Source organism: Turicibacter sp. T129 (genome assembly GCF_025594975.1).
Lineage (GTDB): Bacteria > Bacillota_I > Bacilli_A > MOL361 > Turicibacteraceae > Turicibacter > Turicibacter bilis.
In genome coordinates this window covers 75559-98384 of the sequence record NZ_JAMQUU010000041.1, presented here as the reverse complement: position 1 = coordinate 98384, position 22826 = coordinate 75559, and the positions used below count along the sequence as shown (strand labels likewise).

Below are 22826 nucleotides of genomic sequence, written 5' to 3'. Positions count from 1 at the left end.
TGAGAGTCGTTAGAATGGAGGAATAAAGATGTCAGCTTTACCAAATTGCCCTAAATGTAATTCAGAATATACATATGAAGATGGAAGCATGTTAGTTTGCCCAATGTGTGCTCATGAATGGAGCCCTGCTGCTGAGGCAGAAGCTGCAGAAGCAAACGTAATCCGTGATGCTAATGGAAACATCTTAGCTGATGGAGATACTGTTACAGTTATCAAAGATTTAAAAGTTAAAGGAAGTTCTTCAGCTATTAAGCAAGGAACTAAAGTTAAAGGAATCCGTTTAGTTCATGATTCAGCAAATGGTCATGATATCGATTGTAAAATTGATGGATTCGGAGCAATGAGCTTAAAATCTGAATTTGTTAAAAAAATCTAGCTAAAAAGACGTTCAAAATGAACGTCTTTTTAATTTGTAAGATAGAACTTATTTAAAGGAGATGCTAACTAGTCATTAAAATCGCTGAAGTAACTAATAATAGAATAGCTTATTTAACGGGATGGGATTGACGGGGAAATCGAAAAAATCTGACTCATATCGACTGAGTGCTATAAATGAATTTGTGGATAACCATTTTTAGAGCAGTTCAGTATTATCCACAAGGTACAAGCGTATCACATAGGAAGAGATTATGATTTTAGTTTTCTTATCCACAGCAGGAGAGCGGTCATAGGGGAGATAACTATCCAGGATAATAATCTGTTTTTATAATGCAGAAAAAAATGCATTAAATCTCGATAAATTTATAAAGAGTAGTTGTTTAAAGACTTCGTCTTTTGTACTATAATCCATAGATAGAGTTAAAGATGAAAGGATGAATCAAAATGTCGTTACCAAAAGACTTTTTAGATAAAATGCAGACGTTACTTAAAGAGGAGTATGAAGCGTTTATTAATAGCTATGAACAAGAGAAGTCTCTTGGGCTACGTGTTAATACATTAAAAACAACATTAGACCAGTTTGAAACATTAAATAAGTTTGATTTAAAATCAATTCCATGGGTCCCTGAAGGTTATTTTTATCAGCAAGCTGACCGTCCAGGTAAACATCCTTATCATGAAGCAGGTGTTTATTATATTCAAGAACCGAGTGCGATGTCAGTTGGGACTTTTGTTGAAGCTGTACCAGGTGAAAAAGTACTAGATTTATGTGCAGCTCCAGGTGGAAAAAGTACACATGTGGCTTCTCAGTTGCAGCAAGAAGGATTGTTAATCACGAATGAAATTTATCCACAGCGTGCTAAAATTCTTTCGCAAAACATTGAGCGCATGGGAATTAAAAATGCAGTTGTGGTTAACGAAAGCCCACAGAAATTAGCAAAGCATTTCCCTTCATATTTCGATCGTATCGTTGTTGACGCGCCATGTTCAGGAGAAGGAATGTTTAGAAAAGATGAAGTGGCACAAGAAGAATGGAGTTTAGAAAACGTTCGAATTTGTGCAGATCGTCAAGCTGATATTTTAGAAGAGGCTGCTACGATGTTAAAACCAGGCGGACGTATTGTTTATTCAACTTGTACGTTTGCACCAGAAGAAAATGAGCAAGCAATTGGCGCGTTTATTGAATCACATCCCGAATTTAAAATTGAATCGATGAAAGCTTATGAGGGCTTTAAACCGGGACGTCGTGAATGGTCAAATAGTGAGGCTGAAGGCATTGAAGAAACTTACCGTTTATGGCCACACTATATCCATGGGGAAGGACACTATGTTGCTGTATTAAGAAAAACAGAAGATGCTGAGTTTAAAGAGCCAAAACGTCAGTATGTGAAGCCATTAAATGATAAGAAGAAGATTCAAGAATTTTTAATGTTCGCGAAAGTTGCATTAGTTGAAGTTCCTAAAGGGGATTACGTGTTATTCGGTGATCAATTATATATTGTTCCAGAGGAGATGCTAACCTTTGATAAATTAAAAGTGGTTCGTGCTGGGTGGCATTTAGGAACAATGAAGAAAAATCGTTTTGAACCTTCACATGCCTTGGCGTTATCATTAAGTCCACAAGACGTGAAGCATTCTATCTCATTTGCAGCAGATAGTGATGAAATTCGTGCTTATTTACGCGGTGAGACAATTCCCTTTGAAGGAGAAAAGGGATGGTATTTAATTTGTGTCGATGGTTACTCACTAGGATGGGCTAAACTTGCAAACAATATGTTAAAGAATCATTATCCAAAAGGATTACGTTGGAATTAATCATATTTAAAAGCCGCCTTAATGATAGAGGTGGCTTTTCATTTTTCTATGAAAATTGAGATAGCTATTTACAAAAAAAATTAATAAATATGGAAATTCATTGTAATTTTAAGAACAACATAATATAATAAAGTGGTAAAAATGAATATAGACTCGTATATACCTGGTAATATGGACTGGGCGTTTCTACCTGCAAACCGTAAAAGTGCGGACTACGAGGCGTTGTTGGATGATTTTTTGATATATAATTTTTTATTATATATCTATTCGCGCAGCACCTCGTTTTAAAATGGGGTGCTGCTTTTTTTATAACTACTTGGCCATAAGTAGGTAAGTCCAGATAAATTTTATCTGGACTATAGTTAGCCTTGAATTAAAAAAGGCCTAGGAACTGAGGATAATTTTTCATAATGTAGACTATTTCTCTGTTTCTATTAGAAAAAGGAGTGTATGATGAAGATGAGTAACAAAGAACAAATTGGGAGTCAAACAAATTTAATTTATGGAGTCGATGATAATCCGACGGTTGGAAAGAAAGTTTTATTTGGGTTGCAACATATTTTTGCAGCTTTTTCAGGAATTGTCGTCGTCCCACTTGTTATTTCAGGAGCATTAGGATTTGATAGTGCTATGACCACGTCACTAATTAGTGCTTCAATTTTAGCAGCCGGTCTAGCAACTATTATTCAAGCTTATGGAGTAGGGCCTGTTGGGGCTCGCGTGGCTTGTATTATGGGAACAGATTTTACGTTTGTGTCTCCTGCAATTTCAGTAGGATCAACGTTAGGAATGGCTGGTATTGTTGGAGCAACGATTTTAGGTTCATTATTTGAAATTATTTTAAGTTTCTTTATTAAACCGTTAATGAAGTTATTCCCACCAATTGTAACAGGAACAGTAGTTTGTTTAATTGGATTAACGTTATTACCCGTGTCTATTGACTGGGCAGCTGGTGGAACGGGTTCAGCTGATTATGGAAGTTTATTAAATGTCTCTATTGCGATGTTAGTTTTAGTTGTTACACTATTATTAAATCGTTATGGTAAAGGAATGATTAGTAGTGCTTCTATCTTAATTGGGATGATTGTTGGTTATGTGGTTTGTATTCCATTTGGGATGGTTGACTTTACAGCAGTAACAGAGGCAAGTTGGTTTGCGATTCCTAACATTTTGGAGTATGGAATCATTTTTGATTGGAAGGCTGTTTTAGCATTTATTCCTGCTTATTTCGTAACGACGATTGAAACAGTCGGATGTTTAAAAGCCATTGGAGAAACATCTAATGTTGAAATGACAGATAAAAAAATTGGGGCTGGAATTTTAGCTGATGGTTTTGGTAGTATTTGTGGTGGATTAGTAGGGTCATTCTCTAATACATCATTTAGCCAAAATGTTGGTTTAATTTCTTTAACGAAAGTTGCAAGTAAGCATGTAGCAGTAATGGCAGGTATTTTACTTGTTTGTTTAGGGCTATTCCCTAAGTTAGCAGGTGTCATTAATGGAATTCCACAACCTGTTTTAGGCGGGGTTGGACTTGTGATGTTTGGTATGGTGGCTGCAGCTGGAATTAAGACATTAAGTCGTGTTGAGTTAACAGACCGTAATCTTTTAATTATTGCAACTTCAATGGCATTAGGTTTAGGTGTAACGTTCCGCCCAGAGTTTATTTCGGGATTACCTGAAGCGTTACAAATGATTTTTTCATCAGGAATTTCAACAGGAACGATTGTTGCATTAGTTTTAAATTTAGTATTAAAAGAGACTCAAGTGAGTGCAGAAAAGTTAAAAAAAGTGGAGGTTGCTTAGGTGGAAGCTTTAAAACAACGAATTTTAAATGATGGAATGGCATTAAATGAGACAGTTCTAAAGGTAGATTCTTTTTTAAATCATGGGGTTGATGCTCATTTAATGTATAACATTGGAACTGAGTTTAAGAAATATTTCGAAAATCATGGAGTGACTAAAATCTTTACGATTGAAAGTTCTGGAATTGCACCGACGGTTATGACAGCAATGCAAATGAACTTACCGATGGTGACATTAAAAAAACAAGCATCTAAAATTTTAAAAGGTGACGTGTATCAAACAACAGTTCATTCTTTTACAAAAGCAACAGATTATGAACTAACATTATCTAAGAAATACATCTCAGAAGATGATCATATTTTAATTATTGATGATTTCTTAGCCAATGGTGAAGCAGCTTTAGGTGCGATTCGCTTAGTTGAAGAAGCGGGAGCAAAGGTAGCGGGAATTGGAATTGTTATTGAAAAATCATTCCAAGCAGGACGTCAATTATTAATCGATAAAGGATATGACGTGTATTCCTTAGCACGTGTAAGTAAATTAGGTGAAGGAATCATTGAATTTATAGAAGAATAAAAGCAAAAGCGAGACTCTTTGAGTTCTCGCTTTTCTTATTTATAAGATTACTTCTCATATAAGTAATCCCGTGTGAGTGGAAGATGATTATTTACTCCTTTAGTAAATACAATTTGGTGAAGATCAATGACACCATTATTAAATGAGGCAGCACAAGAACATAAGTACATTCGCCACATTCGAATAAAGCGTTCATCGAATTTTTTGCTAATTTCATCAATATGGTCTTCGAAGTTTTTGTACCAATGAAGAAGTGTCATGCGATAGTGAGGACGTAAGTTTTCAACATCTATGACATGGAAGTTATAGTCAGCAGACAAAGAGATGATTTCGCGTAAAGATGGAATGGTTCCACCAGGGAAGATATATTTTCGAATCCATGCATCTCCCTCACCTTCTTTAACCCCACTAATGTAGTGAAGAACGAAAATTCCTTCCGGTTTTAAAACAGCATTGACGTTTTTTAAGAATAGGTCGTAATTTGTACGTCCGACATGCTCAAGCATTCCGACACTAACGATTTTATCAAATTGTAAGTTAGAATGCTCAAGATCACGATAATCCATTAATTTGACTGTCAAGTAATCTTCTAGTTGTTCGTTTTTAATACGTTTAGAGAATTCATTGAATTGCTCTTGGCTCAGTGTAATTCCAACACCTTTAACTTTATATTTTTTGGCTGCTGTAATTAAAAGACATCCCCAACCGCAACCGATATCGAGTAGGGATTCACCTTCTTTTAATTGAAGCTTGGCAAGAAGATGATCGATTTTATTAAGTTGTGCTTGATGTAATGACTCATCTTCATGTTTGAAATAAGCACATGAATAACAAAGTGTATCATCGAGCCAAAGTTTATAAAAATCATTTCCAATATCATAGTGAGAGGAAACCTCTTCTTTTTGCTTAGCTTTTGCTGTACTATTATGAAATAATTTAGGAAGGGCCTTAAAATCTGTCGTGAAGTGATCAATATGCTTTAAGATGGCATCTAGCGCTGTATAAAGGTCACCTTCAATCTCAATTTTTTTATCCATATAGGCTTCACCAAGTGCTAAAGAGGTACTTGTTAATAGATCTTTTTGATTAATTGGTTCACGAATAAAAACTTTAAAGACCGGTGCTCCCTCACCAATTGTAAAAATCTCATCATCCCAAAATTGAACAGTGAAGGGAACGCTATTGAAATTTTTAAGTAAATTTTTAAGGATAATTTTATCGAATGCCATTAACTCCATCCTTTCGTTTATTATAAAATATTCAATTATTTTTATTATTTACCATAAACTTGATTTTTATAATAAATATAAACTTGATTTTTATAATAAATATAAACTTGATTTTTATAATAAATATGGAATATTTATAAACAATTAACTTGGGATGTATGATGAAAAGAGTTAATAAAGGAAATAGATGTGAAACTCATGTGACAATAGTTACCTTTGATAAAAATGTAGGAGCTTCTTTATAGTAAGATAAAGGAGTTATTCAATAAGTTAAGACGAATCAAAATATTTATAACTATCCTAAAAATAAATTTGTGGCTAGCTTCATTGGGAGCCCACAAATGAACTTTCTGACTGAGATTGTGACAAAGGATAAACATCGAATGTCTGTTGTTATTGGAAATGAAATCGATATGTATATCAATCTTAATCAGATGCACCTGTTCGATATGGAAACAGAAGAACGTAGTTAATAATAAGATTGGTTAGGGATGACTAAAATTCAATCTTTTTATCTCACCTAATGCATCATATAACCCATCAAAAAGAAGGACTTAATAAAAAGCATCGGTTTCAGTTTTGGGAGAGTTTTTATGAAATTACATGAATTTTTACTTCCCAAATTACAACTAAATTCTCTATAGTTTTTCTAATAAAATATCATTGAGAATTTAATATCAAAATTCAATATTAAAACAACTTAAAAATGCAGGTAGTTAACCTGCATTTTTTTATCTCTTTTTTTAAAGTTCATTGAAGTTTAAAAAAATAATAGATTTAACATTTTGTCTAAATTTTAGTTGTTTAAAACTTTTTACTTACATAATAAACTATTCATAAATGATGCTATCACTTTTTTCTAATCGTAAGAAAATAAAAAATAAACATTGTTTTGCAACTTTTTAGCTTTATGCCTTGTCTAATAGTTGAGAAAACAAAAAAGGAGGGCATTATGGAGGCGCTAATGAATGTATCTTATCAAGCATTATCTGATGAAAACTCCGAAACATTTCTTATTAAAAAAGCTATTAATGGAGATGCAGAGTCTTTTACTGAATTAATGAAAATCTATAAAACCTATCTTTATAAGATTGCGTTTAGTTATGTAAAAGATGAACAAAAAGCATTAGATATTTTACAAGAATGTGTTTATAGAGCTTTATTAAACATTGAAAACTAAAAAAACCAAAATTTTTCAAGACATGGATCACTAAAATTTTAATTAATGTTTCTATAAATTACATTCAAAAAGAAAGTAAAATTGTTTATCTGGAAAACGGAGTTCCTGAGAAGCCTCAACACTCATCTCTACACATTGAGGATAAGTTAGATTTGTATGATGCAATTGATTGTTTAAGAGAGGATTATAAAACGGTTATTGTATTGAAGTACTTTAATGACTTAAGCATAAATGAAATTTCAAGTATTATGGAACTGCCAATCAATACTGTGAAAAGTCATTTAAAACGTGCTAAGGATGAATTGCGTCAAATTTTAAAGGAGGGTGAATTGAATGAGTAATAAAAAATTTAACGATATTCCAATTCCACAGAATATCGACTTTGTAATTGAGGAAGGAGTTCGTAAAGCAATGGTTGAAAAACAAAGAAATCAAACAGTAAGACATTATCCAAAATCAAAAAAGACATTAGGAGTAATAGCTGCAAGTTTAGCGGTAGTTTTAGGAGTTGGCATTTCTAATCCAGCAATGGCATCAAAACTACCTTTAGTCGGTAATGTTTTTAAAGCAATTGAAGAAAATATTTATTCTCCAGGAAACTATTCGCAATATGCAACGTCTATTAATGAAACAGTAACTTCTAATGGTGTAGGAATTACTTTATCGGAAGTTTTATCTGATGGAGAATTTTTATATGTAACTTATACCATTGAAAACGAAAGTCCATTCACTTATACATCTTGGAATAATGATGATTCATTAGATATGAACCAATTATTAATTGAAGATCGTGATTCATCTGTTAGTTTTTCAAAAGATGAATTAGATTCGACTGGTTTTGCTGGGTTAGAGGGGAAATTTATTGATGATCATACCTTTATTGGAGTGCAAAAGTTTGATTTAAGTTCATTCAAAACTGAAATTCCGAATGAATTTACTTTCCAAACCAAAATTAGTTCGATTGAGAATTTTGGTGTTTTGGCTGATGATAAATCAGATGTAATAAAAGGAACATGGGAATTCAAGATTCCTGTGACGGTGAACCAAGAATTAAATAAAACAATTAAATTAGATGAAGTTAAAGAAAACAATATTCAAGTTAATGAAATTTCAATAACACCATTTAATACAATTGTTAATGTGAGTCTTCCAAAAGATAGTGACCGCTATGATGTTTTAATTTTTGATGAAGATGGAAAAGAGCTTAATTTCTTACAGGCAAAAAATAGAGATAACGATCAATTTGATTTTATTTATAACAGCTTAGAGGCAGACAGTAGCAATTTAAGAATTGTTGTTCAAAAACAAATTTGGAATAGTGTTGATGAAAATAGTTATACTCATGAAGAAAATCAAGTATTATTAGATGAAACTATTTCTTTAATTAATAATTAATGATATCAAAAAAAAAGCAGTTATTAACTGCTTTTTTTTGATTTTATAGTAAGCCTTTACTTTCGGTATAATTTGATTATTTACTATACAACTCTTTTATTACAACAAACATTTTACACTTTAAAGATAATATAGTAAAATAAAGTTGTCAAAAATAAATGACAAAAACAAAAGAAAAATTTTGAGTTTTTGTGCATTTTATTGTTCGATAAGAATAATTGATTTACCCAAGAATCTATGTTTTTATTATAAAAAATACAGATACTTTAAAAAAGAGAATTTCAATCATTTTTTCACGTATTTTTGCATATAAAATTGTCATAACTTTTACAAGTATAAAAATAGCGGTCATAAATTTATGACCGCTATTTATTTGTGTGTAAAACCAGGTGTGAAAACACTATTTTTTTTGAAATAAAAAGCTAAAAAATGTTGATATATCAACAAAAAACAGCTATGTAAAAATAGCTGTTTTTCTGAATACAATTTTAATAACAATTTAGTAAAAACTCTCCCTAAACTGAAACCGATGAATAAAAAGTCCTCTTTTTTGATTTTTGACTATTTTTTTGACAAATTTAGATTAATATCTAGAGAATTAGCTACAAAAAACTACTTATCCACAGAACCAAAAAGTTCCATGTGGAACATTTTTAGGAAATGTGGATAAGTGATGCATAATAATTAAGAATTTTGATTATCAGTTGTGACATAAATATGAGGAATAATCCAGGAAATAAGAAGCTAATGGTTACGATGATAAGGTGTTTTTTGTTTATCACTCATCGTGCAATGGATTTCTAAATTATAGCATTAGGTAAGAAATAGTTTCTCATGTTAGACTCAATTTATTGTGCATTTAATCTGACTTGCCAATAAGGGTTGAATTTGTTTACTAATTATCCATTAGTCAAAATAAAGATAAAATGATGATTTAATTTTGACTTACGTTACTAAAATAAACAGGAAATACTTAAAAGTTAAAGAAAATAAAAAGTAACTCAACTAATTTTATTTAATAAGATATTGATACGCTCTAAAGTACGATATCATGGCGAATTTATCGCTAAATCACAGGAGATTAGCGTTTATTTTTCGTTCTTTCTTCATGATGATACCGACATTAATTAATAGGAGCATCACTCGCAGATACACATGGAATCAGAGAGCGAATATCCCCAAGATAGCTAGAATAATAAAGATAAGCATGAGTAAAATGCTGTTGCTAGCAAAGTTGATATACGTGAAACCAACGATTGATAAGAAGTAGTGATTTTATAAACGGTAGAATGATTGAGTGTTTCTATAGTGAGTCTGAGTTACAGATATGTGATTAATCAGTTACTATATATAAGCCCGGATAAGTTCTTCATATCGTAAAAACTTTTAAGACCCTACCAGCGTTAGATACATTTTCTTCAAAATGGTAGGTACGACAAGCCCTAGTAGTTGAGGAAAAGATTTCTTTCGGAAATCACTAGGTAGCCTCGAGACTATAGGATGTCTTCTTAGCAAAGTGTTTTAGAAATTAAGACTGATTCTGAAAATGGAAATACATTTCGCTATACAAATCTCTTCAGAAGAAGTTAATTGAAGTTAAACTGAGTGTAATCATTAGTTTTAATTAATATAGAGTGTTACTAGAATCAGTTGAAAATTTAATAATTAAATTAGTGCTAGTTCGTCATGTTGTAAGCATCGGAAATTAGAAAATAAATTTATAGGTTCGACAGATGTAGAGTTATCTGAAAATGGGTTAAGAGAGACTACAATGGTGACTAAATTTCTACGTGAAAATGGAATTGAGTTTGATGGTGAGCCCTCATATCTTAAATACGTCATTGGAACTCTAGGGATTATTCTTTATGAGATGGTTTTAATATGGATTCCTGTTCGTATGCCATGGAAGGTAAATGAGCGTTCTTATGGTGCGTTACAAGGTTTAAATAAGTAAAAAACAGCTGAGATTTATGTGGAAGAATAAGTTCATAAATGGTGTTATTATGTAGGGGGGCGCCCACGAGGTTTAACAAAAGAGGACCGACGTTATCCAGGATATGAATTTAAAGATTATGATTTAAACCAAGAGGAGTTCCCGTTAACGGATAATGTCTCTAACACTGAAAACATGTTTGAGAAGAATGGATGAATATATTGTGTCAGATTTAGGGAGGTCGAAAGAAAACTCGTGATTATTGTAGCTCATGGGAGTACGTTAAGCGTGTTATAAAGTATGTAGATAATATTTTAAGCGAGGGGATTGCTAAATTAAATACCCCAACACCGTTGGGGTATGAATTAAATAATGAGTTAAAACTAATCTGAAACTATTATTTATCTCTAGATGGAATGATTCCTGAAGGGGGGAATACCTAAGCAGTTAGAATCATCCACAGATTAAGAAAAAGAAGTGATGATTTTTATCCATATGGAAGTCGAGATAGGAGATTTAGGAAAGTGTGGATAAAAAATGAGTCCAATCGGTGCGAAAATTGTTGAAATATGAGTTTTTGTGAAGAAAAAGACGTAAAAAAACACCTCAAATGTTAACTGAGGTGTTTTTTTACTATTCAAATAAGTCATCAAACTCTTCATCTTCAAGATCTTTTAGACGTTTTATTTCATCAGATTTAGCTTTTTGTTGTGCCACTTTTTTTATTACATGATTAGTACCCATACCGATTCCAACAATGGCTCCTGTAATTAAAAGAGCAGTAAGACCACGTTTTTTTATTTTTTTGTTTTGTATCTCCATTTTTAAGCACCCCTATTAATTAAAGTGAAGTAATACTATGCCTACATTATAACCGATTTTGTTGAATTTTGATATTATATAGCACATTTTATTAAATATTTTTACACCTTAATTAAGATGATGCATGATGAAACAATAGGATAAGAAATAGGAGAAATTGTAATCGAATCTTTCAGATTATAATTTCATTTTTAAACTACTCTTTATCCTTCACCACTTAGTTTGTTCGATGTTATAGAAGGAGGAGAAAGGGATCAATTTTTTGACTGATTTTATAAAAATCGTTCTTTTTTATTGTGTCTTGTTTATTCTTATTTTCTATTATCCTCTTTCATCTCCTCTCTTTTTTTGTCCTCTTTTTTTCTCTACTGGGGCTATTTTTTTATCATATTCCCTATTATCCTCTATGATTCTATTAATTCTCCATTTTTAAATACTATTATAAAACTCAAGATTAAGTATTATTAAACTTTTTCAACCCGCTTTTTCCAGTTAATCCACCACATCACCGTAAAGCTATAAAACTGATTAATAGATATATTCTATAAATTAAAATACACATGTACGTAACTTGTATTGTTGGTTTGGGAAATAATTTGGTTGAATTTTTGTAGTTCAAGCATACCTGATTAGGGGTAAAAAAATTGTTAAATTATAAAAGAGAAGTTCGACATCTTTTGATGAGCATTTATCTTACATAAATAGAAGATGATTATTAAATAATAATTATGAATGCATGAATAAGGCGGTGAAGTGATGAACGTATTTAGAAAATTATTGTTCACATTTATTTCAATCTTTCTTTTAACCTATTCTGTAAAGGCAGCTGATGGGCCAAATCTAAAAGAAAGCGACTACTTGAAGAAAATTGATTTAATCTATCTAGAACTAAAAGATAGCCTTGGTTCCACAGAAAAAACAGGCGATTTAAATACTGATTTTTTAAATCAGGTCTTACAATATCAAAGAGCATTAATTGCTTTATCTAAAAATGAACTTCAATATGGTGAACGAAAAGAATTAAAACAGCCGGTCGATCAATTCATTGATGGGTTAAAATTAAATTTAAAGAAAATTAGTAAAGTTCAAAAGAAGGTTAGTGAGAATCCTGTTTATGATGAAACCAAAGAAGCTACCTATTTATCCAGCTATGAAGAGATTTATCAACAAATTTTAACGAATCTTAAAGTTGAAGGTGAGCAACCTACTGTTTTAATTGGGAATAGTATTGATATGGACTTTTTAACACGATTGTCAAAACAATGTGAGGTGTGGACGATCTTTATGAATAGTATTTTGCAACAAACGGAAGATGATGGGGTCAAGGAGTTAGCAAATGATTTAATTCAGAGTTCAGATAGATTAAAAGGTGAGATACAAGCATTAATTAAACAAATTGAACAATAGAAAAGGAGACTAAGTTAATTTAGTCTCCTTTTTGTTTGAAAGAAATAATCGTTTTTAGTTGTTGATGCACACTAATATTTTTTCCATCACTTCGAATGACGATAGGTCCATCACTTGTCATGAGTGTTTGGACATGATGTTTTGCTAATAATTCAAGTACCTCTGTATCCGCATATTCTTCTTCTGAACAAGTAATAATTCCATAGGTTGGTGAAATGGCCGTTAATAATTCATCGATTTTTTCACTATATCTTCCATGATGAGGTAATTTTAATAATGTATAGTGTAGTGGGCTTGTTGCTAAAAATTCGCTAAGGCGGATACTTTCAGCATCTCCTGCAAATAGGAAGCTTTGGTTACCATATGAAACAGAAGTAATGAGTGAATAGTCATTAGATAGTTCATATTCTTCTTGTAATGGAGGAGAAATGATGAATGTTGCATCATTCAGTTTAAAGGTCATATCATTTATTAGATAAATGGGAGTTAGTTCATGGTCGTTTAGTGCTTTTGTATATTGTTTATATTGTTTTGTATCACGGGTGTAGTTGGGCTGAATGACATTTGAAACAGCTACTTCATCTAAAATAGTTTCCGCTCCACCAATATGATCTTTATCTAGGTGAGAAATAATGAGGTAATCAATGACATCAATTTGTTCTTTTTCTAGAAAATCTGCAATTTTTTCACCATTTTGATCAAGACCTGTATCAATCATTACCGTTTTATCCTCAACTTTAATAACGATACAATCTGATTTCCCTGTTTCGAGAATATTGATTTCTAAGGGAGCATCACTTAAATTAACAGAGGTGGTAAGTCGATTTTCTTTACTTAAATCACCTGAGTGACAAGCGGATAAGAGCGTGATATTAATGAGAAGAAGCAATGTAAAATGTAGTTTTGAGGAAAAGGGTTTCGTCATATATAAAAACTCCATTCTATAACATCATTGTGAACCAATATTATTTGAATTTAGCATAGCACAAAATCATAAAAATCTCGGTAGTATTAGTATATAAAAAAAGTAGAAATTCATTGAAAATGATTTATATTTTATTAGTTTATGAATCGTATTTTGGAAACATAGCCTCACAATTTGAAAAAAATAATAGATATTCCGCATATAAAAAGTCGCTAATTCTAGTTTATATATAGTATGTTTGTCGTTTATTAACTTTAAACAGTAGAAAAATGGATTTTATAGTGAAAAAGTGAGAAGTTTAATCATTTTATAAAATGGGCTATTTGATAGGAAAGCAGTAATTTTACTTTTCATTAAATAAATAAAAAGTTCGGCATTCGCCGAACTTTCTATTTTATAAAGGTAACCATTCGATCACTTTTTCAATGTAGGTATCCCAGAATTTCCAGTCATGAATTCCAGGGGATTCAACATATGTAAATTCAATAGCTTCTTGTTTTAGGAAGTCACGATAATCACGATTTTGTTCAATTAAGAAATCTTCTGTTCCACATGCGAGATAAAGTTGTGGAATATCCACAGCTTCATTTTTTAACTTTTGAATTAATGCTTTGTAATCTTTATCACTTCCGATGAGCTCATCTAAGTTTCCAAAGATGCTTTCAAAATAGGAACGACGTTCAAGAATCGATTCAGCATGTGGTGTTGAGTTTAGAGCACGATCCAAGATAAAGGCTGAAGAAAGGCCAGCGATGTGACTAAATGTTTCGTGATATTTTAAGCCATTTCGAACAGCTCCGTATCCCCCCATTGAAAGGCCAGCAATAAAGGTATCTTCACGTTTCGTTGAAAGATGGAACATTTCTCGTGTCTGTTCTACAAGCTCACGACCGATAAATTCACCATATAGATGACCACGTCGTTCATCATCGACATAAAAGCTATTTTCTCCTGCCGGCATAATAACTGCTAGACGAGCTTGCTCGGCAAGTAGAGCAATACGTGAGCCCATCAACCATTGAGTATGATTATCTGTAAATCCATGTAAAAGATAGAGTGTTTTGAAGGGTTGATTTTTGATTGGATGCTCGGTTGGAATAATTGCTTTATAAGTGACCATTCGGTTGAGACATGTTGAATGAAAATTTACTTCTACTATTGCCATAAAAATTCCCCCTAGGATAGAAATGATAATCCTACCATATCATACATCACTTGTTAAATAAAAGCGTTTACTGACGCTAGAAATAAAGATTATGTCGAAAAAATGAGAGTGAAAATAGGGATGATTTGTTTCGATTGAATTGCTGTTGCATAGACTAATACTAGTAAAAGAACTCGTTGTAGGGAGGATGAATCATGAAATTAAAGTGGGGGTTAATAGGGATTTTAATTGGAATTTTATCAGCATGTCAGTCGAGTAATCAACCAATGGATATTACTTATCCACAACCTTCTATAAATATTCCAGCTGAAGGACAAAAGCCGCCTATTGACTCCGAGGTAGAAATTAAAACACCAGTTTTAAAATCAGATCAAATCGAAGAACCTATTAATCAAACAGACGAAAATGAGGAGCGTGTCGATTGTCTTGTGAGTGCGACGGTCAATCAGGCAGTGGAATTACTACAGTTACAGATGAGTGAGAAACAACTCGCTGCTATTATTCATGAACCAACAGAGCAACAATTAGCTATAGTAGACCATTTGGATGTGATTGAATATAATCAAGAACCAAGTGATGAACGACTGTTGGTTATTCCACAACATATTGGCTCAAAGATTACAATTTATCAAGTTAGATATGAAGATGATAAGTTAATTGAAGGTACTCCTTTATTAGAGACACAAATTGTCGAAGATGGTCAAATCTTAGATATAGAATGTTCATTACCGGAAGGCATTCCACATACTAAAATTGTGATTGAGTATAAAGAGAATCGAGTCGATTATTTAATAACTTATGATGGGGTAGGAACACGGCCTCAAGTTGAATTTTTAGAAGATGAAAACTGAAGCATAAAAGATTCGGTCCAGTAGGAAACTGAGGCTGAATCTTTTTTAATTGGGGGATAATGTCAGTGAAAAATACATAATTATTCTACTAAATTATGATATGATTAATTAAAATAATAAAATTCTCGATTTATTTAATGATTTTGCAACAGGATTTAACACGGGAGGGATTAAGATGAAATCGAAGAAAAAAGATGAATTTGATGGAAAAGTCACTTCATGGACACAGAAGCTTGGTGTTTCAATTATCGGGCTTTTAACAGCATTAGGTGCGGGATTAATTGTTTATACAGGTGTTATGGCTGCTACATATGAGCAACCTAAATCTGAAAATGATTATTTAACTTATGATAAAGTTGAAGTGGAAACATCAGATGATTCAATAGATGTAAATCAAGATACATCGGTTGATCAAAAGCAAGAAGAAGTGACACCACCAGCAACAGATTCATCAAATGAGCAGTCGTCAGATCAAACACATGAAACTGGGCAGCAACAATCTGAAAAACCAGTACAACAGGAACAAACTCCAGTTCAAACAAATAATAATGAGGCTTATTGTAATGTTGATGGAGTAAATGTTCGTGCGAAAGCAGCAACAGGAACAGATATCATCGGAAATTTAGATGCAGGAGACAAGGTTAAGGTATTAGATCGTTATTATAGTGATGAATGGATTCAAATTTCTTTTGAAGGAGAAATTGGATACGTTTATGCGGAATATTTAACATTTAAATAATGAAAAGGGGTTATCTCATTTTGAGACAGCCCCTTTAATGTTTTTATTCATAATGATAATAACTAGCATATCTTTTCGTTAAACTAATAGAAATCACGACAGTGATGAACTCAGCAAATGGGATGGTTAACCAAATACCGTTCACTCCGAGGAGGATTGGTAAGAGGATAACACCGATGATGACGAGAATTAAACTTCTTAAAACTGAAATTAGTGCTGATACTTTTCCGTTAGAAAAAGCAGTGAACATAGCGGAAGCAAAAATATTAATTCCAATCGGTAAGAAACTAAAGGAGAACAGATAAAAGCCACTTTTTGTGATATGATAGACCTCAGTTTCACCACCGGTAAATATCTTAATAATGGTTGACGCAAGAATTAAGGCAAGTACAAACGTTACAACTGAGGCAACGCTAATGAAGTGATAGCTATATTTGATTAATTGTTTTAATTGTGGATGATTGTTTTCACCATAACTGAAACTAATTAAAGGGGCTGCTCCTGATGAAAATCCTAAGTACACAGACATTAATAAGAATTGAGCATATAAAACAATGGTAATCGAAGCAACCCCATCTTCACCTAAATACTTAATCATCATTAGATTAAAAAGAAGTGTCGTGACAGCTGTGGATAAGTTTGTGACCATTTCTGATAATCCATTTGACATACTTTGAATGAGAACATCCCATTTTAATTTAGGCTTCGTGAAATGAAGATAATTTTTTTGGTTCATGAAATAGATTGAACCAATCATAGAAGGAATTAAAAGTCCAATCCCTGTTGCTAACGCAGCGCCTGAAATCCCTAAATTAAAAACAACGATAAAGACATAATCAAGAATCATATTCGTAAATCCACCAATTAACGTATTTATGAGTCCTAATTTAGGATTGTTTGCGGTCACCATGAAATAATCAAACAATGATTTTAGGATTGCAATTGGCGTAAATAAAGTGATAATAAATCCATACTCATAACAATAAGAATAAAGATTCTCTGTTGCACCAAGAAGCTTTAGTAGATTTGGAAGAAATGTAAGTTCTATAATCATTAAGAACATCCCAATAATCACACTGCATAAAACAATGAATGAGAAATTTTGTTTCCCTTCCAACGAATTGCCTTCCCCAAATTTTTTTGCTACAATGGCACTACCACCGGTTGCAAACATAAATGCAATCCCATACGTTAAGCTAATCAGTGGAAGCGTGATATTAATGGCTGATAATGCATTTTGTCCAACAAATCGTGAGACAAAAATTCCATCAATGATCGTGTAAAGTGATAAAAAAACAATCATAATCATCGTTGGCGTTGTAAAAGCCATAAATGATTTAAAGGTTAACTGTTTACTATCTGTATTCATTAGGTTAATCCCACCTTTCTTAATTATCATAAAGCATATGGTTACCGTATAGTCAAGAGGAGCATGAGGTATGAATCAGTATTTTACGACTGGAGAATTTGCAAAACTTTGGGGGGTTAAAAAGCAGACCCTTTTTCATTACGATGAGATTGGAATTTTTAAACCAGCGATTAAAAAGCCTAATGGTTATCGTTACTATAGTTATCAACAGTTTGAAGTTTTTGGGGTGATTTCGGTATTAAAGGAAATGGGAATGTCACTGCAAGAAATTAAAACTTATTTAGATAGTCGCAGTCCAGAACAACTGATCCACCTTTTTTCTCAGAAGATAGATCAAATTGATCGAGAAATTGAACATTTAAAGACTTTAAAACAAATCATGCATGAAAAAGTCGAAATGACAAAACGAGCGATCTTGTTAATAGGCGATGAAATTGAGTTAAAGCAGATGGAAGCAGAATATTTTATGATTAGTCCTGAATTAGATCAATTTAATCATCGAGAATTTTTTGATCATTTATCTGAGTTTATGAAGCGGGAAGATTTTAATTCATATACGACTTGGGATTCTGTAGGAGTCATGATTGATCCACAGCGGTTAGCTAAGAAAGAGTATCTAGACTATACTCATTTTTATTCTCGAATCGAAGATGTCACTCAAGCTCAGACGGTTTTTTTGAAACCAAAAGGATTATATTTGATTGCTTATCATCGTGGGTCATACGATACAACGTATCAAACCTATGATCGAATGATTGAATTTGCTAAACAAAATAACCTGGAATTCTCAGGTTATTCCTACGAAGAGTTTATTCTAGATGAAATTTCAGTTATTGGATACGATAATTATTTAACGCAAATTCAAATTCAAGTTCAACTAAAATAAAAGGGACTATCTCAAAATAGATAACCCCTTTTTCTTATCAACTTAATGAATCTGTTAATGTAAACGGATGACGCAATATTTACAATAAAATTAAGGAATATCAAAGTTATCCACAAGTGATGCAACGTTTAAAAAATATGATGTAATGAAAAAGACCTTGCTCCGCAAGGTCTTTAATGTTTAAGTTCTAAAATATTTTCTAAGATTGGGATGCAGCGTCCACAGACTGTCCCTGCTTCTGTAAGCTCTTGGATTTTTTCAACTGTATCTGCACCATTTTGAACAGCAATCGCTACTTCTTCAACTGATACCTTTTTGCAGCTACATGCAAGATATAGAACATCCTCAATTTCTTTCATTTTTTCAGGAGTATCAGCTTGAATGGACGTCATTTTTAAGATGTCATCAATCGTACGAGCTCCTTTAGCTTGAGCATGACGAATTTCAATATATTCTTCTCTTGGTAAAGACATCGGCAATGCTTCCTTTCTGTATAGATTATATTTTTAGAATGAGAGATTACCTCCGTTAATATACCTATTTATAATTCTTTAATAGGACTTTTGACGGTTAATAATTTTTTAGTGCCAATCATTTCTCCTACTATTGCGACAAGTAAAGATGGTAGAAGCCAGTTTAAACCTAAATTTGCTAAAGGTAGTTCATTCATAAATGAAACATTAGCGGCAGATAGAGCACTGATTAGTAATGTTGTGTATCCTGCAAAAACGAAGGATAAATTGTTACTAAAGAATTTTTTTAAGACACTTAAAATAACTAGGATAATGGATACTGGGTAAATAATAGTTAAGATAGGAACTGATAGCGCAATAATTTGATCGACTCCAATTGTTGAGGCAATTGTGCTAAAGGTACAAATACAAATAGCGATGTGTTCATATTTTAGTTTTTTGTTTGTCACGTCTTCGAAATATTTACTTGTAATAGAAGTTAGACCAATTGCTGTTGTTAGGCAAGCTAATGCGACAATAATACCTAAAATAATTGTTCCTGATTGTCCCATTAATTGATGAGTAATTGCAACTAATAAAGCAGTTTGAGAAACAGAGGCATCAAATTGATTAGAAACAGTTGCTCCTAAGTAAGTTAACCCACCATATATTAAGGCTAACCCACAACAAGCAAGTATCGTTGCGTTAATCGTTAACTTAATACGTTCTTCCTGTGAGGTATATCCTTTCCCTATGAAAGAAGCTATCATGAATGCAGTGATTCCTCCAACTCCTAAAGCATCCATTGTTTGATATCCTTGCGTTAATCCAGTAACGAATAATTCATTTGAATTAATCTCATTATTTAATGTTCCAAGTGGAGATATAATTCCTTTTCCAATCAAGAAAGCTAGACAAATTAATAAAACAGGAGTTAGGAACTTCCCGATAATATCCATTACTTTTGTTGGACGAATTGTTAATATAAGGGTTAAGGCAAAGAAGATAATTGAGAAAAAGACTGAGTTTACTCCTGGAATTAATGGCGTAATACTTAACTCAAATGTAGTTGCGGCTGTTCTAGGAATAGCTAAAATTGGCCCTAAACAAAGCATCATAATAATTTCTAGGCTTAGTCCAAAATTTTTACCTGCACGTCCAACAATGGATTGATAATCACCACATTTAGCGATGGCATAAATTGAAAGTAAAATAATTCCGACATCCCCTAAAACAAACCCTAAAAAGCTTGTTAACCATTCACTTCCGGAAGTAACCCCGATAAATGGTGGGAAAATTAAATTACTTGCTCCGAAAAATACTGAAAATAATGCAAATCCTACAATAATGATATCTTTTTTTTGCTTCATCTTTTTTCTCCTCTTTTCTATCGTATGAATAAAAAAACCACATAGTTTCAATAGACTATGTGGTAATTCGATAAGCTTTTAATAAAAGGGCCACATAGTTTTTTATCTATGTGGCATCTATTTTATATAAGAGATAGCCATCATAGAGACAAACGTCTAAAAGTTTGTACCTATGATGGGAATGACTCCAAGCATAAATACAAACTTAACAATAATAGCTATAATCATACAGATTAGTTAATGTTGAATTCATCTGGCGTCATCCTTTCTTAATTATAAAATATGATTGAGCTTATTATACTAAAATTTCCAAATGAAAGCAATTAATAAGGATTAAATAGATTAATAAATCTTTCGACATTTAAAGTGAAATTAATTTAAAAATAGTATTTGTGATTTAAATTTAAGGGGAGTACAATATAATTTTGTAAAGATAACAAACGAGAGTATAGAGGATGAGCAGATGAAAGTATTTTTTAAGCGATTAGGGTATTTCATTTTATTTGGAATTTTAATCATACTTTATTCAACCTTTGTTGAACCAAAGTTGTTACGAGTGATTTCTCATGATGTGCCACTTAGTAAAATTCAAGGCGAAGCGATTAAAGTCGTGCAATTTTCAGATACACATATAGGTGACTTTTTTACGCTTGAAGATTTACAAGAAGTCGTTGATAAAATCAATGAACAAGACGTAGATCTCGTTTTATTTACGGGTGATTTAATGGATAATGCGGCTAATTATGATGGAGCTATCGATGAAATAGCAATCGTTTTATCTAAAATCAAATCTAAATTTGGAAAATACGCTGTTTTTGGGAATCGAGATTATGGTGGGGGAGCTGAACGTTTTTATGAAGATTTAATGGAATCAGCTGGTTTTAACGTGTTACTCAATAATCATGAAACGTTGAATATTAAAGGAACGACGCTTAGTCTCTTTGGAGCTGATGATGCCTTGATTGGATATTATGATTCGGTTCAGACAATGAAAGGCATACAAGAAAATCACCTTAATCTTTTAATGTTACATGAGCCTGATTTAGCTGATGATTTTATCAATTATCCAGTCGATTTAGTGGTAGCGGGGCATAGTCATGGAGGACAGGTATATATCCCATTTGTTGGACCTTTAATGACAACAGCGTTAGCTGAAAAATATGTACGTGGGTTTTATGAGATTAATCGTGATATGAATTTATATGTTAATACGGGAATTGGAAATACAAAGGCACCTTTTCGATTGTTCAATGTGCCACAGATTACCGTTTTTTATTTAAAAACAAAATAAAAAACTCCATCACTGATGGAGTTTTATTTTTTGGCAGCGACAACAGCTTCTAATAAATGAATACAACGTCCACAAGCTGTAGCAGTTCCTGTCATTTCTTTGATTTCTTCAATTGTTTTTCCTTCATTTGCTAAAGTAACTACTTGTTCTAATGAAGTTCCTTTACATCCACAGATACTTGCTAAGATAGCTTTAATGTCGTTTTCGTATTCCACTGTATCAAGATCTGTCATTACTTTAACATCTTCAATCGTACGAGCCCCTGCAATCATTGCATGACGAACTTTTAAGTAATCTGGTTTTTGAATTTTTTCTAATTTCATTATTTTTCCCTCATTTCTCTATTTTGGTTAAGCTCTTCAATTATCCATTATAGAGAATAACTCACGTTAAGTCCAATCATCGACGTGTTGTTTCAAATTATTCATTTCAAACTAAAATCATAAAAAACATTGATATCAAGACGTCCTATAGTCCCATTAAAATTTTTTTACGATATGAAAAAATTAATGGAACTGATATCATTTAATAGTGAATTCTGAGGCAATTCCTTTACATGTATAAATGCGACAGCTACCTTCCTGTTATTTCGGTGTATTGAAGTGTTAAATTTTTGAATCTTTTCTTTTTATTTGTTACAATATATGTATAATATTTTTTAAAGGAGGAATGGAAATCATGACTAGTTTATCTAAAAAATTAGGATTAGTTAGTATTGTTATTGGATGTCTATTAAATATTTTAGTATTTGCTTATTTAACTTCTTCGATGATAGCTATGATTGTATTAGGAATTATCGGGATAGTCTTATCTATATTATCGCTATTTTTGAAATATGAGAAAAAGTGGGTAAGTCTTTTAGGACTAGTATTAAACCTAATTCCTCTATTATATTTTGCATTATTGTTTGTAGCTTTAGGTTAAGTGTCTTAGACATTTATATGTTGAGTCAGTTTAAATACTAAATAGTTTCAGGTTTAGGATTGAACAACTAAATTTACCTCAGTTTTTACAAACAAAAAGCAGTCATTTTTATAATGGCTGCTTTTTTGTTATGATCAATGATTCTGAGACTTTTCTATTAAAAACTTCTTTGTTTTTGTAGTGCTTTTTGCACCACTCATTTTTTCGGTTATAAATTTATGAACAGTATTTAATTTCTTACAAAAGTTATTACAAAAATGACTTTATATTTAACCTTATCCAATCCATTTTTTTATCCCACTTATCAATAACG

General features: G+C 32.1%; 22 protein-coding genes, 1 pseudogene and 1 riboswitch. Of the genes and pseudogenes, 15 read left to right on the top strand and 8 right to left on the bottom strand.

Going from position 1 to position 22826, the window contains the following annotated elements:
• The first annotated feature begins 28 nt into the window (after window positions 1–28).
• The 4 genes from NEH75_RS08485 (at window position 29) to NEH75_RS08470 (ending at window position 4575) form a co-directional block, all read left to right on the top strand.
• Complete coding sequence (locus tag NEH75_RS08485) at window positions 29–376, top strand: zinc ribbon domain-containing protein YjdM (protein ID WP_055245279.1); 348 nt, start codon at window positions 29–31, stop codon at window positions 374–376.
• A gap of 446 nt (window positions 377–822) precedes the next feature.
• The gene (locus NEH75_RS08480) at window positions 823–2193 is read left to right on the top strand and encodes an RsmF rRNA methyltransferase first C-terminal domain-containing protein (protein ID WP_055304557.1); all 1371 of its coding nucleotides are present in this window, start codon (window positions 823–825) and stop codon (window positions 2191–2193) included.
• A 133-nt stretch (window positions 2194–2326) separates the two neighbouring features.
• A riboswitch (purine riboswitch) is annotated at window positions 2327–2428 on the top strand.
• 218 nt (window positions 2429–2646) lie between these two features.
• Entirely contained in the window at window positions 2647–3999 is a 1353-nt protein-coding gene (locus NEH75_RS08475) for a uracil-xanthine permease family protein (protein WP_237257891.1), read from the top strand.
• The gene (locus NEH75_RS08470) at window positions 4000–4575 is read left to right on the top strand and encodes a xanthine phosphoribosyltransferase (RefSeq protein ID WP_055276604.1); all 576 of its coding nucleotides are present in this window, start codon (window positions 4000–4002) and stop codon (window positions 4573–4575) included.
• A gap of 47 nt (window positions 4576–4622) precedes the next feature.
• Here NEH75_RS08470 and NEH75_RS08465 read toward each other — a convergent pair whose 3' ends face one another.
• Window positions 4623–5804 carry an SAM-dependent methyltransferase gene (locus tag NEH75_RS08465; RefSeq protein ID WP_055276602.1) on the bottom strand — a complete coding sequence of 394 codons (1182 nt, stop codon included), beginning with the start codon at window positions 5802–5804 and terminating at the stop codon, window positions 4623–4625.
• Window positions 5805–6145: 341 nt separating this feature from the next.
• Here NEH75_RS08465 and NEH75_RS08460 point away from each other — a divergent pair, with 341 nt between their 5' ends.
• The 5 genes and pseudogenes from NEH75_RS08460 (at window position 6146) to NEH75_RS13625 (ending at window position 10333) form a co-directional block, all read left to right on the top strand.
• Complete coding sequence (locus NEH75_RS08460; protein ID WP_262941454.1) at window positions 6146–6277, top strand: hypothetical protein; 132 nt, start codon at window positions 6146–6148, stop codon at window positions 6275–6277.
• A gap of 479 nt (window positions 6278–6756) precedes the next feature.
• Window positions 6757–6984 carry an RNA polymerase sigma factor gene (locus NEH75_RS08455; RefSeq protein ID WP_262948780.1) on the top strand — a complete coding sequence of 76 codons (228 nt, stop codon included), beginning with the start codon at window positions 6757–6759 and terminating at the stop codon, window positions 6982–6984.
• Window positions 6985–7004: 20 nt separating this feature from the next.
• A pseudogene (locus NEH75_RS08450) lies at window positions 7005–7325 on the top strand (sigma-70 family RNA polymerase sigma factor); the annotation flags it as partial.
• The gene (locus NEH75_RS08445) at window positions 7318–8379 is read left to right on the top strand and encodes a DUF4179 domain-containing protein (protein ID WP_055304553.1); all 1062 of its coding nucleotides are present in this window, start codon (window positions 7318–7320) and stop codon (window positions 8377–8379) included. The pseudogene NEH75_RS08450 and the gene NEH75_RS08445, both read left to right, overlap by 8 nt.
• A gap of 1771 nt (window positions 8380–10150) precedes the next feature.
• The gene (locus tag NEH75_RS13625; protein ID WP_335338323.1) at window positions 10151–10333 is read left to right on the top strand and encodes a hypothetical protein; all 183 of its coding nucleotides are present in this window, start codon (window positions 10151–10153) and stop codon (window positions 10331–10333) included.
• Window positions 10334–10945: 612 nt separating this feature from the next.
• Here NEH75_RS13625 and NEH75_RS08435 read toward each other — a convergent pair.
• On the bottom strand, window positions 10946–11134 hold the full coding sequence (locus NEH75_RS08435) for a hypothetical protein (protein ID WP_055244884.1): 189 nt from the start codon (window positions 11132–11134) through the stop codon (window positions 10946–10948).
• Between the two features lie 756 nt (window positions 11135–11890).
• On the opposite strand from NEH75_RS08435, the gene NEH75_RS08430 reads away from it, so the two are divergent.
• Entirely contained in the window at window positions 11891–12541 is a 651-nt protein-coding gene (locus tag NEH75_RS08430) for a hypothetical protein (protein WP_055304551.1), read from the top strand.
• A 19-nt stretch (window positions 12542–12560) separates the two neighbouring features.
• On the opposite strand, the gene NEH75_RS08425 is transcribed toward NEH75_RS08430, so the two are convergent.
• Window positions 12561–13466, bottom strand: a complete 906-nt coding sequence (locus tag NEH75_RS08425; RefSeq protein WP_238580581.1) for a ComEC/Rec2 family competence protein — start codon at window positions 13464–13466, stop codon at window positions 12561–12563.
• A 394-nt stretch (window positions 13467–13860) separates the two neighbouring features.
• A complete protein-coding gene (locus tag NEH75_RS08420; protein ID WP_055304549.1) occupies window positions 13861–14631 on the bottom strand; it encodes an alpha/beta hydrolase in 771 nt (256 codons plus the stop codon).
• A 194-nt stretch (window positions 14632–14825) separates the two neighbouring features.
• On the opposite strand from NEH75_RS08420, the gene NEH75_RS08415 reads away from it, so the two are divergent.
• Window positions 14826–15482 (top strand): hypothetical protein, encoded by a 657-nt coding sequence (locus NEH75_RS08415; RefSeq protein WP_055244891.1) that lies wholly within the window; start codon window positions 14826–14828, stop codon window positions 15480–15482.
• A gap of 175 nt (window positions 15483–15657) precedes the next feature.
• Window positions 15658–16221: an SH3 domain-containing protein gene (locus NEH75_RS08410; RefSeq protein ID WP_055244893.1), complete on the top strand. Its 564-nt coding sequence runs from the start codon at window positions 15658–15660 to the stop codon at window positions 16219–16221.
• Window positions 16222–16264: 43 nt separating this feature from the next.
• Here NEH75_RS08410 and NEH75_RS08405 read toward each other — a convergent pair whose 3' ends face one another.
• Complete coding sequence (locus NEH75_RS08405; protein WP_237257897.1) at window positions 16265–17590, bottom strand: MATE family efflux transporter; 1326 nt, start codon at window positions 17588–17590, stop codon at window positions 16265–16267.
• Window positions 17591–17660: 70 nt separating this feature from the next.
• Here NEH75_RS08405 and NEH75_RS08400 point away from each other — a divergent pair, with 70 nt between their 5' ends.
• On the top strand, window positions 17661–18476 hold the full coding sequence (locus tag NEH75_RS08400) for a MerR family transcriptional regulator (RefSeq protein ID WP_055244895.1): 816 nt from the start codon (window positions 17661–17663) through the stop codon (window positions 18474–18476).
• A 173-nt stretch (window positions 18477–18649) separates the two neighbouring features.
• On the opposite strand, the gene NEH75_RS08395 is transcribed toward NEH75_RS08400, so the two are convergent.
• Entirely contained in the window at window positions 18650–18949 is a 300-nt protein-coding gene (locus NEH75_RS08395) for a (2Fe-2S)-binding protein (protein WP_055244897.1), read from the bottom strand.
• A 68-nt stretch (window positions 18950–19017) separates the two neighbouring features.
• Window positions 19018–20298 (bottom strand): branched-chain amino acid transport system II carrier protein, encoded by a 1281-nt coding sequence (gene brnQ, locus NEH75_RS08390; protein WP_212724755.1) that lies wholly within the window; start codon window positions 20296–20298, stop codon window positions 19018–19020.
• A gap of 463 nt (window positions 20299–20761) precedes the next feature.
• Here brnQ and NEH75_RS08385 point away from each other — a divergent pair, with 463 nt between their 5' ends.
• Complete coding sequence (locus tag NEH75_RS08385) at window positions 20762–21589, top strand: metallophosphoesterase (protein WP_055304545.1); 828 nt, start codon at window positions 20762–20764, stop codon at window positions 21587–21589.
• Between the two features lie 23 nt (window positions 21590–21612).
• Here the strand turns inward: NEH75_RS08385 and NEH75_RS08380 are convergent, their stop codons facing one another.
• Entirely contained in the window at window positions 21613–21912 is a 300-nt protein-coding gene (locus NEH75_RS08380) for a (2Fe-2S)-binding protein (protein ID WP_055244902.1), read from the bottom strand.
• A gap of 355 nt (window positions 21913–22267) precedes the next feature.
• Between NEH75_RS08380 and NEH75_RS08375 the strand changes: the two genes are divergently transcribed.
• Window positions 22268–22513, top strand: coding sequence for a hypothetical protein (locus tag NEH75_RS08375; RefSeq protein ID WP_055304544.1), 246 nt, complete (start codon window positions 22268–22270; stop codon window positions 22511–22513).
• The last annotated feature ends 313 nt before the right edge of the window (window positions 22514–22826 follow it).

What these genes read in the sequence shown, in the direction of transcription:
- NEH75_RS08375 (WP_055304544.1), top strand. Translation starts at nt 22,268, where the DNA reads ATGACTAGTTTATCTAAAAAATTAGGATTAGTTAGTATTGTTATTGGA.
- NEH75_RS08395 (WP_055244897.1), bottom strand. Translation starts at nt 18,949, where the DNA reads ATGTCTTTACCAAGAGAAGAATATATTGAAATTCGTCATGCTCAAGCT.
- NEH75_RS08385 (WP_055304545.1), top strand. Translation starts at nt 20,762, where the DNA reads ATGAAAGTATTTTTTAAGCGATTAGGGTATTTCATTTTATTTGGAATT.
- NEH75_RS08435 (WP_055244884.1), bottom strand. Translation starts at nt 11,134, where the DNA reads ATGGAGATACAAAACAAAAAAATAAAAAAACGTGGTCTTACTGCTCTT.
- NEH75_RS08460 (WP_262941454.1), top strand. Translation starts at nt 6,146, where the DNA reads ATGAACTTTCTGACTGAGATTGTGACAAAGGATAAACATCGAATGTCT.
- NEH75_RS08415 (WP_055244891.1), top strand. Translation starts at nt 14,826, where the DNA reads ATGAAATTAAAGTGGGGGTTAATAGGGATTTTAATTGGAATTTTATCA.
- NEH75_RS08485 (WP_055245279.1), top strand. Translation starts at nt 29, where the DNA reads ATGTCAGCTTTACCAAATTGCCCTAAATGTAATTCAGAATATACATAT.
- NEH75_RS13625 (WP_335338323.1), top strand. Translation starts at nt 10,151, where the DNA reads ATGGTGACTAAATTTCTACGTGAAAATGGAATTGAGTTTGATGGTGAG.
- NEH75_RS08400 (WP_055244895.1), top strand. Translation starts at nt 17,661, where the DNA reads ATGAATCAGTATTTTACGACTGGAGAATTTGCAAAACTTTGGGGGGTT.
- NEH75_RS08405 (WP_237257897.1), bottom strand. Translation starts at nt 17,590, where the DNA reads ATGAATACAGATAGTAAACAGTTAACCTTTAAATCATTTATGGCTTTT.
- brnQ (WP_212724755.1), bottom strand. Translation starts at nt 20,298, where the DNA reads ATGAAGCAAAAAAAAGATATCATTATTGTAGGATTTGCATTATTTTCA.
- NEH75_RS08445 (WP_055304553.1), top strand. Translation starts at nt 7,318, where the DNA reads ATGAGTAATAAAAAATTTAACGATATTCCAATTCCACAGAATATCGAC.
- NEH75_RS08410 (WP_055244893.1), top strand. Translation starts at nt 15,658, where the DNA reads ATGAAATCGAAGAAAAAAGATGAATTTGATGGAAAAGTCACTTCATGG.
- NEH75_RS08480 (WP_055304557.1), top strand. Translation starts at nt 823, where the DNA reads ATGTCGTTACCAAAAGACTTTTTAGATAAAATGCAGACGTTACTTAAA.
- NEH75_RS08475 (WP_237257891.1), top strand. Translation starts at nt 2,647, where the DNA reads ATGAAGATGAGTAACAAAGAACAAATTGGGAGTCAAACAAATTTAATT.
- NEH75_RS08465 (WP_055276602.1), bottom strand. Translation starts at nt 5,804, where the DNA reads ATGGCATTCGATAAAATTATCCTTAAAAATTTACTTAAAAATTTCAAT.
- NEH75_RS08420 (WP_055304549.1), bottom strand. Translation starts at nt 14,631, where the DNA reads ATGGCAATAGTAGAAGTAAATTTTCATTCAACATGTCTCAACCGAATG.
- NEH75_RS08380 (WP_055244902.1), bottom strand. Translation starts at nt 21,912, where the DNA reads ATGAAATTAGAAAAAATTCAAAAACCAGATTACTTAAAAGTTCGTCAT.
- NEH75_RS08455 (WP_262948780.1), top strand. Translation starts at nt 6,757, where the DNA reads ATGGAGGCGCTAATGAATGTATCTTATCAAGCATTATCTGATGAAAAC.
- NEH75_RS08425 (WP_238580581.1), bottom strand. Translation starts at nt 13,466, where the DNA reads ATGACGAAACCCTTTTCCTCAAAACTACATTTTACATTGCTTCTTCTC.
- NEH75_RS08430 (WP_055304551.1), top strand. Translation starts at nt 11,891, where the DNA reads ATGAACGTATTTAGAAAATTATTGTTCACATTTATTTCAATCTTTCTT.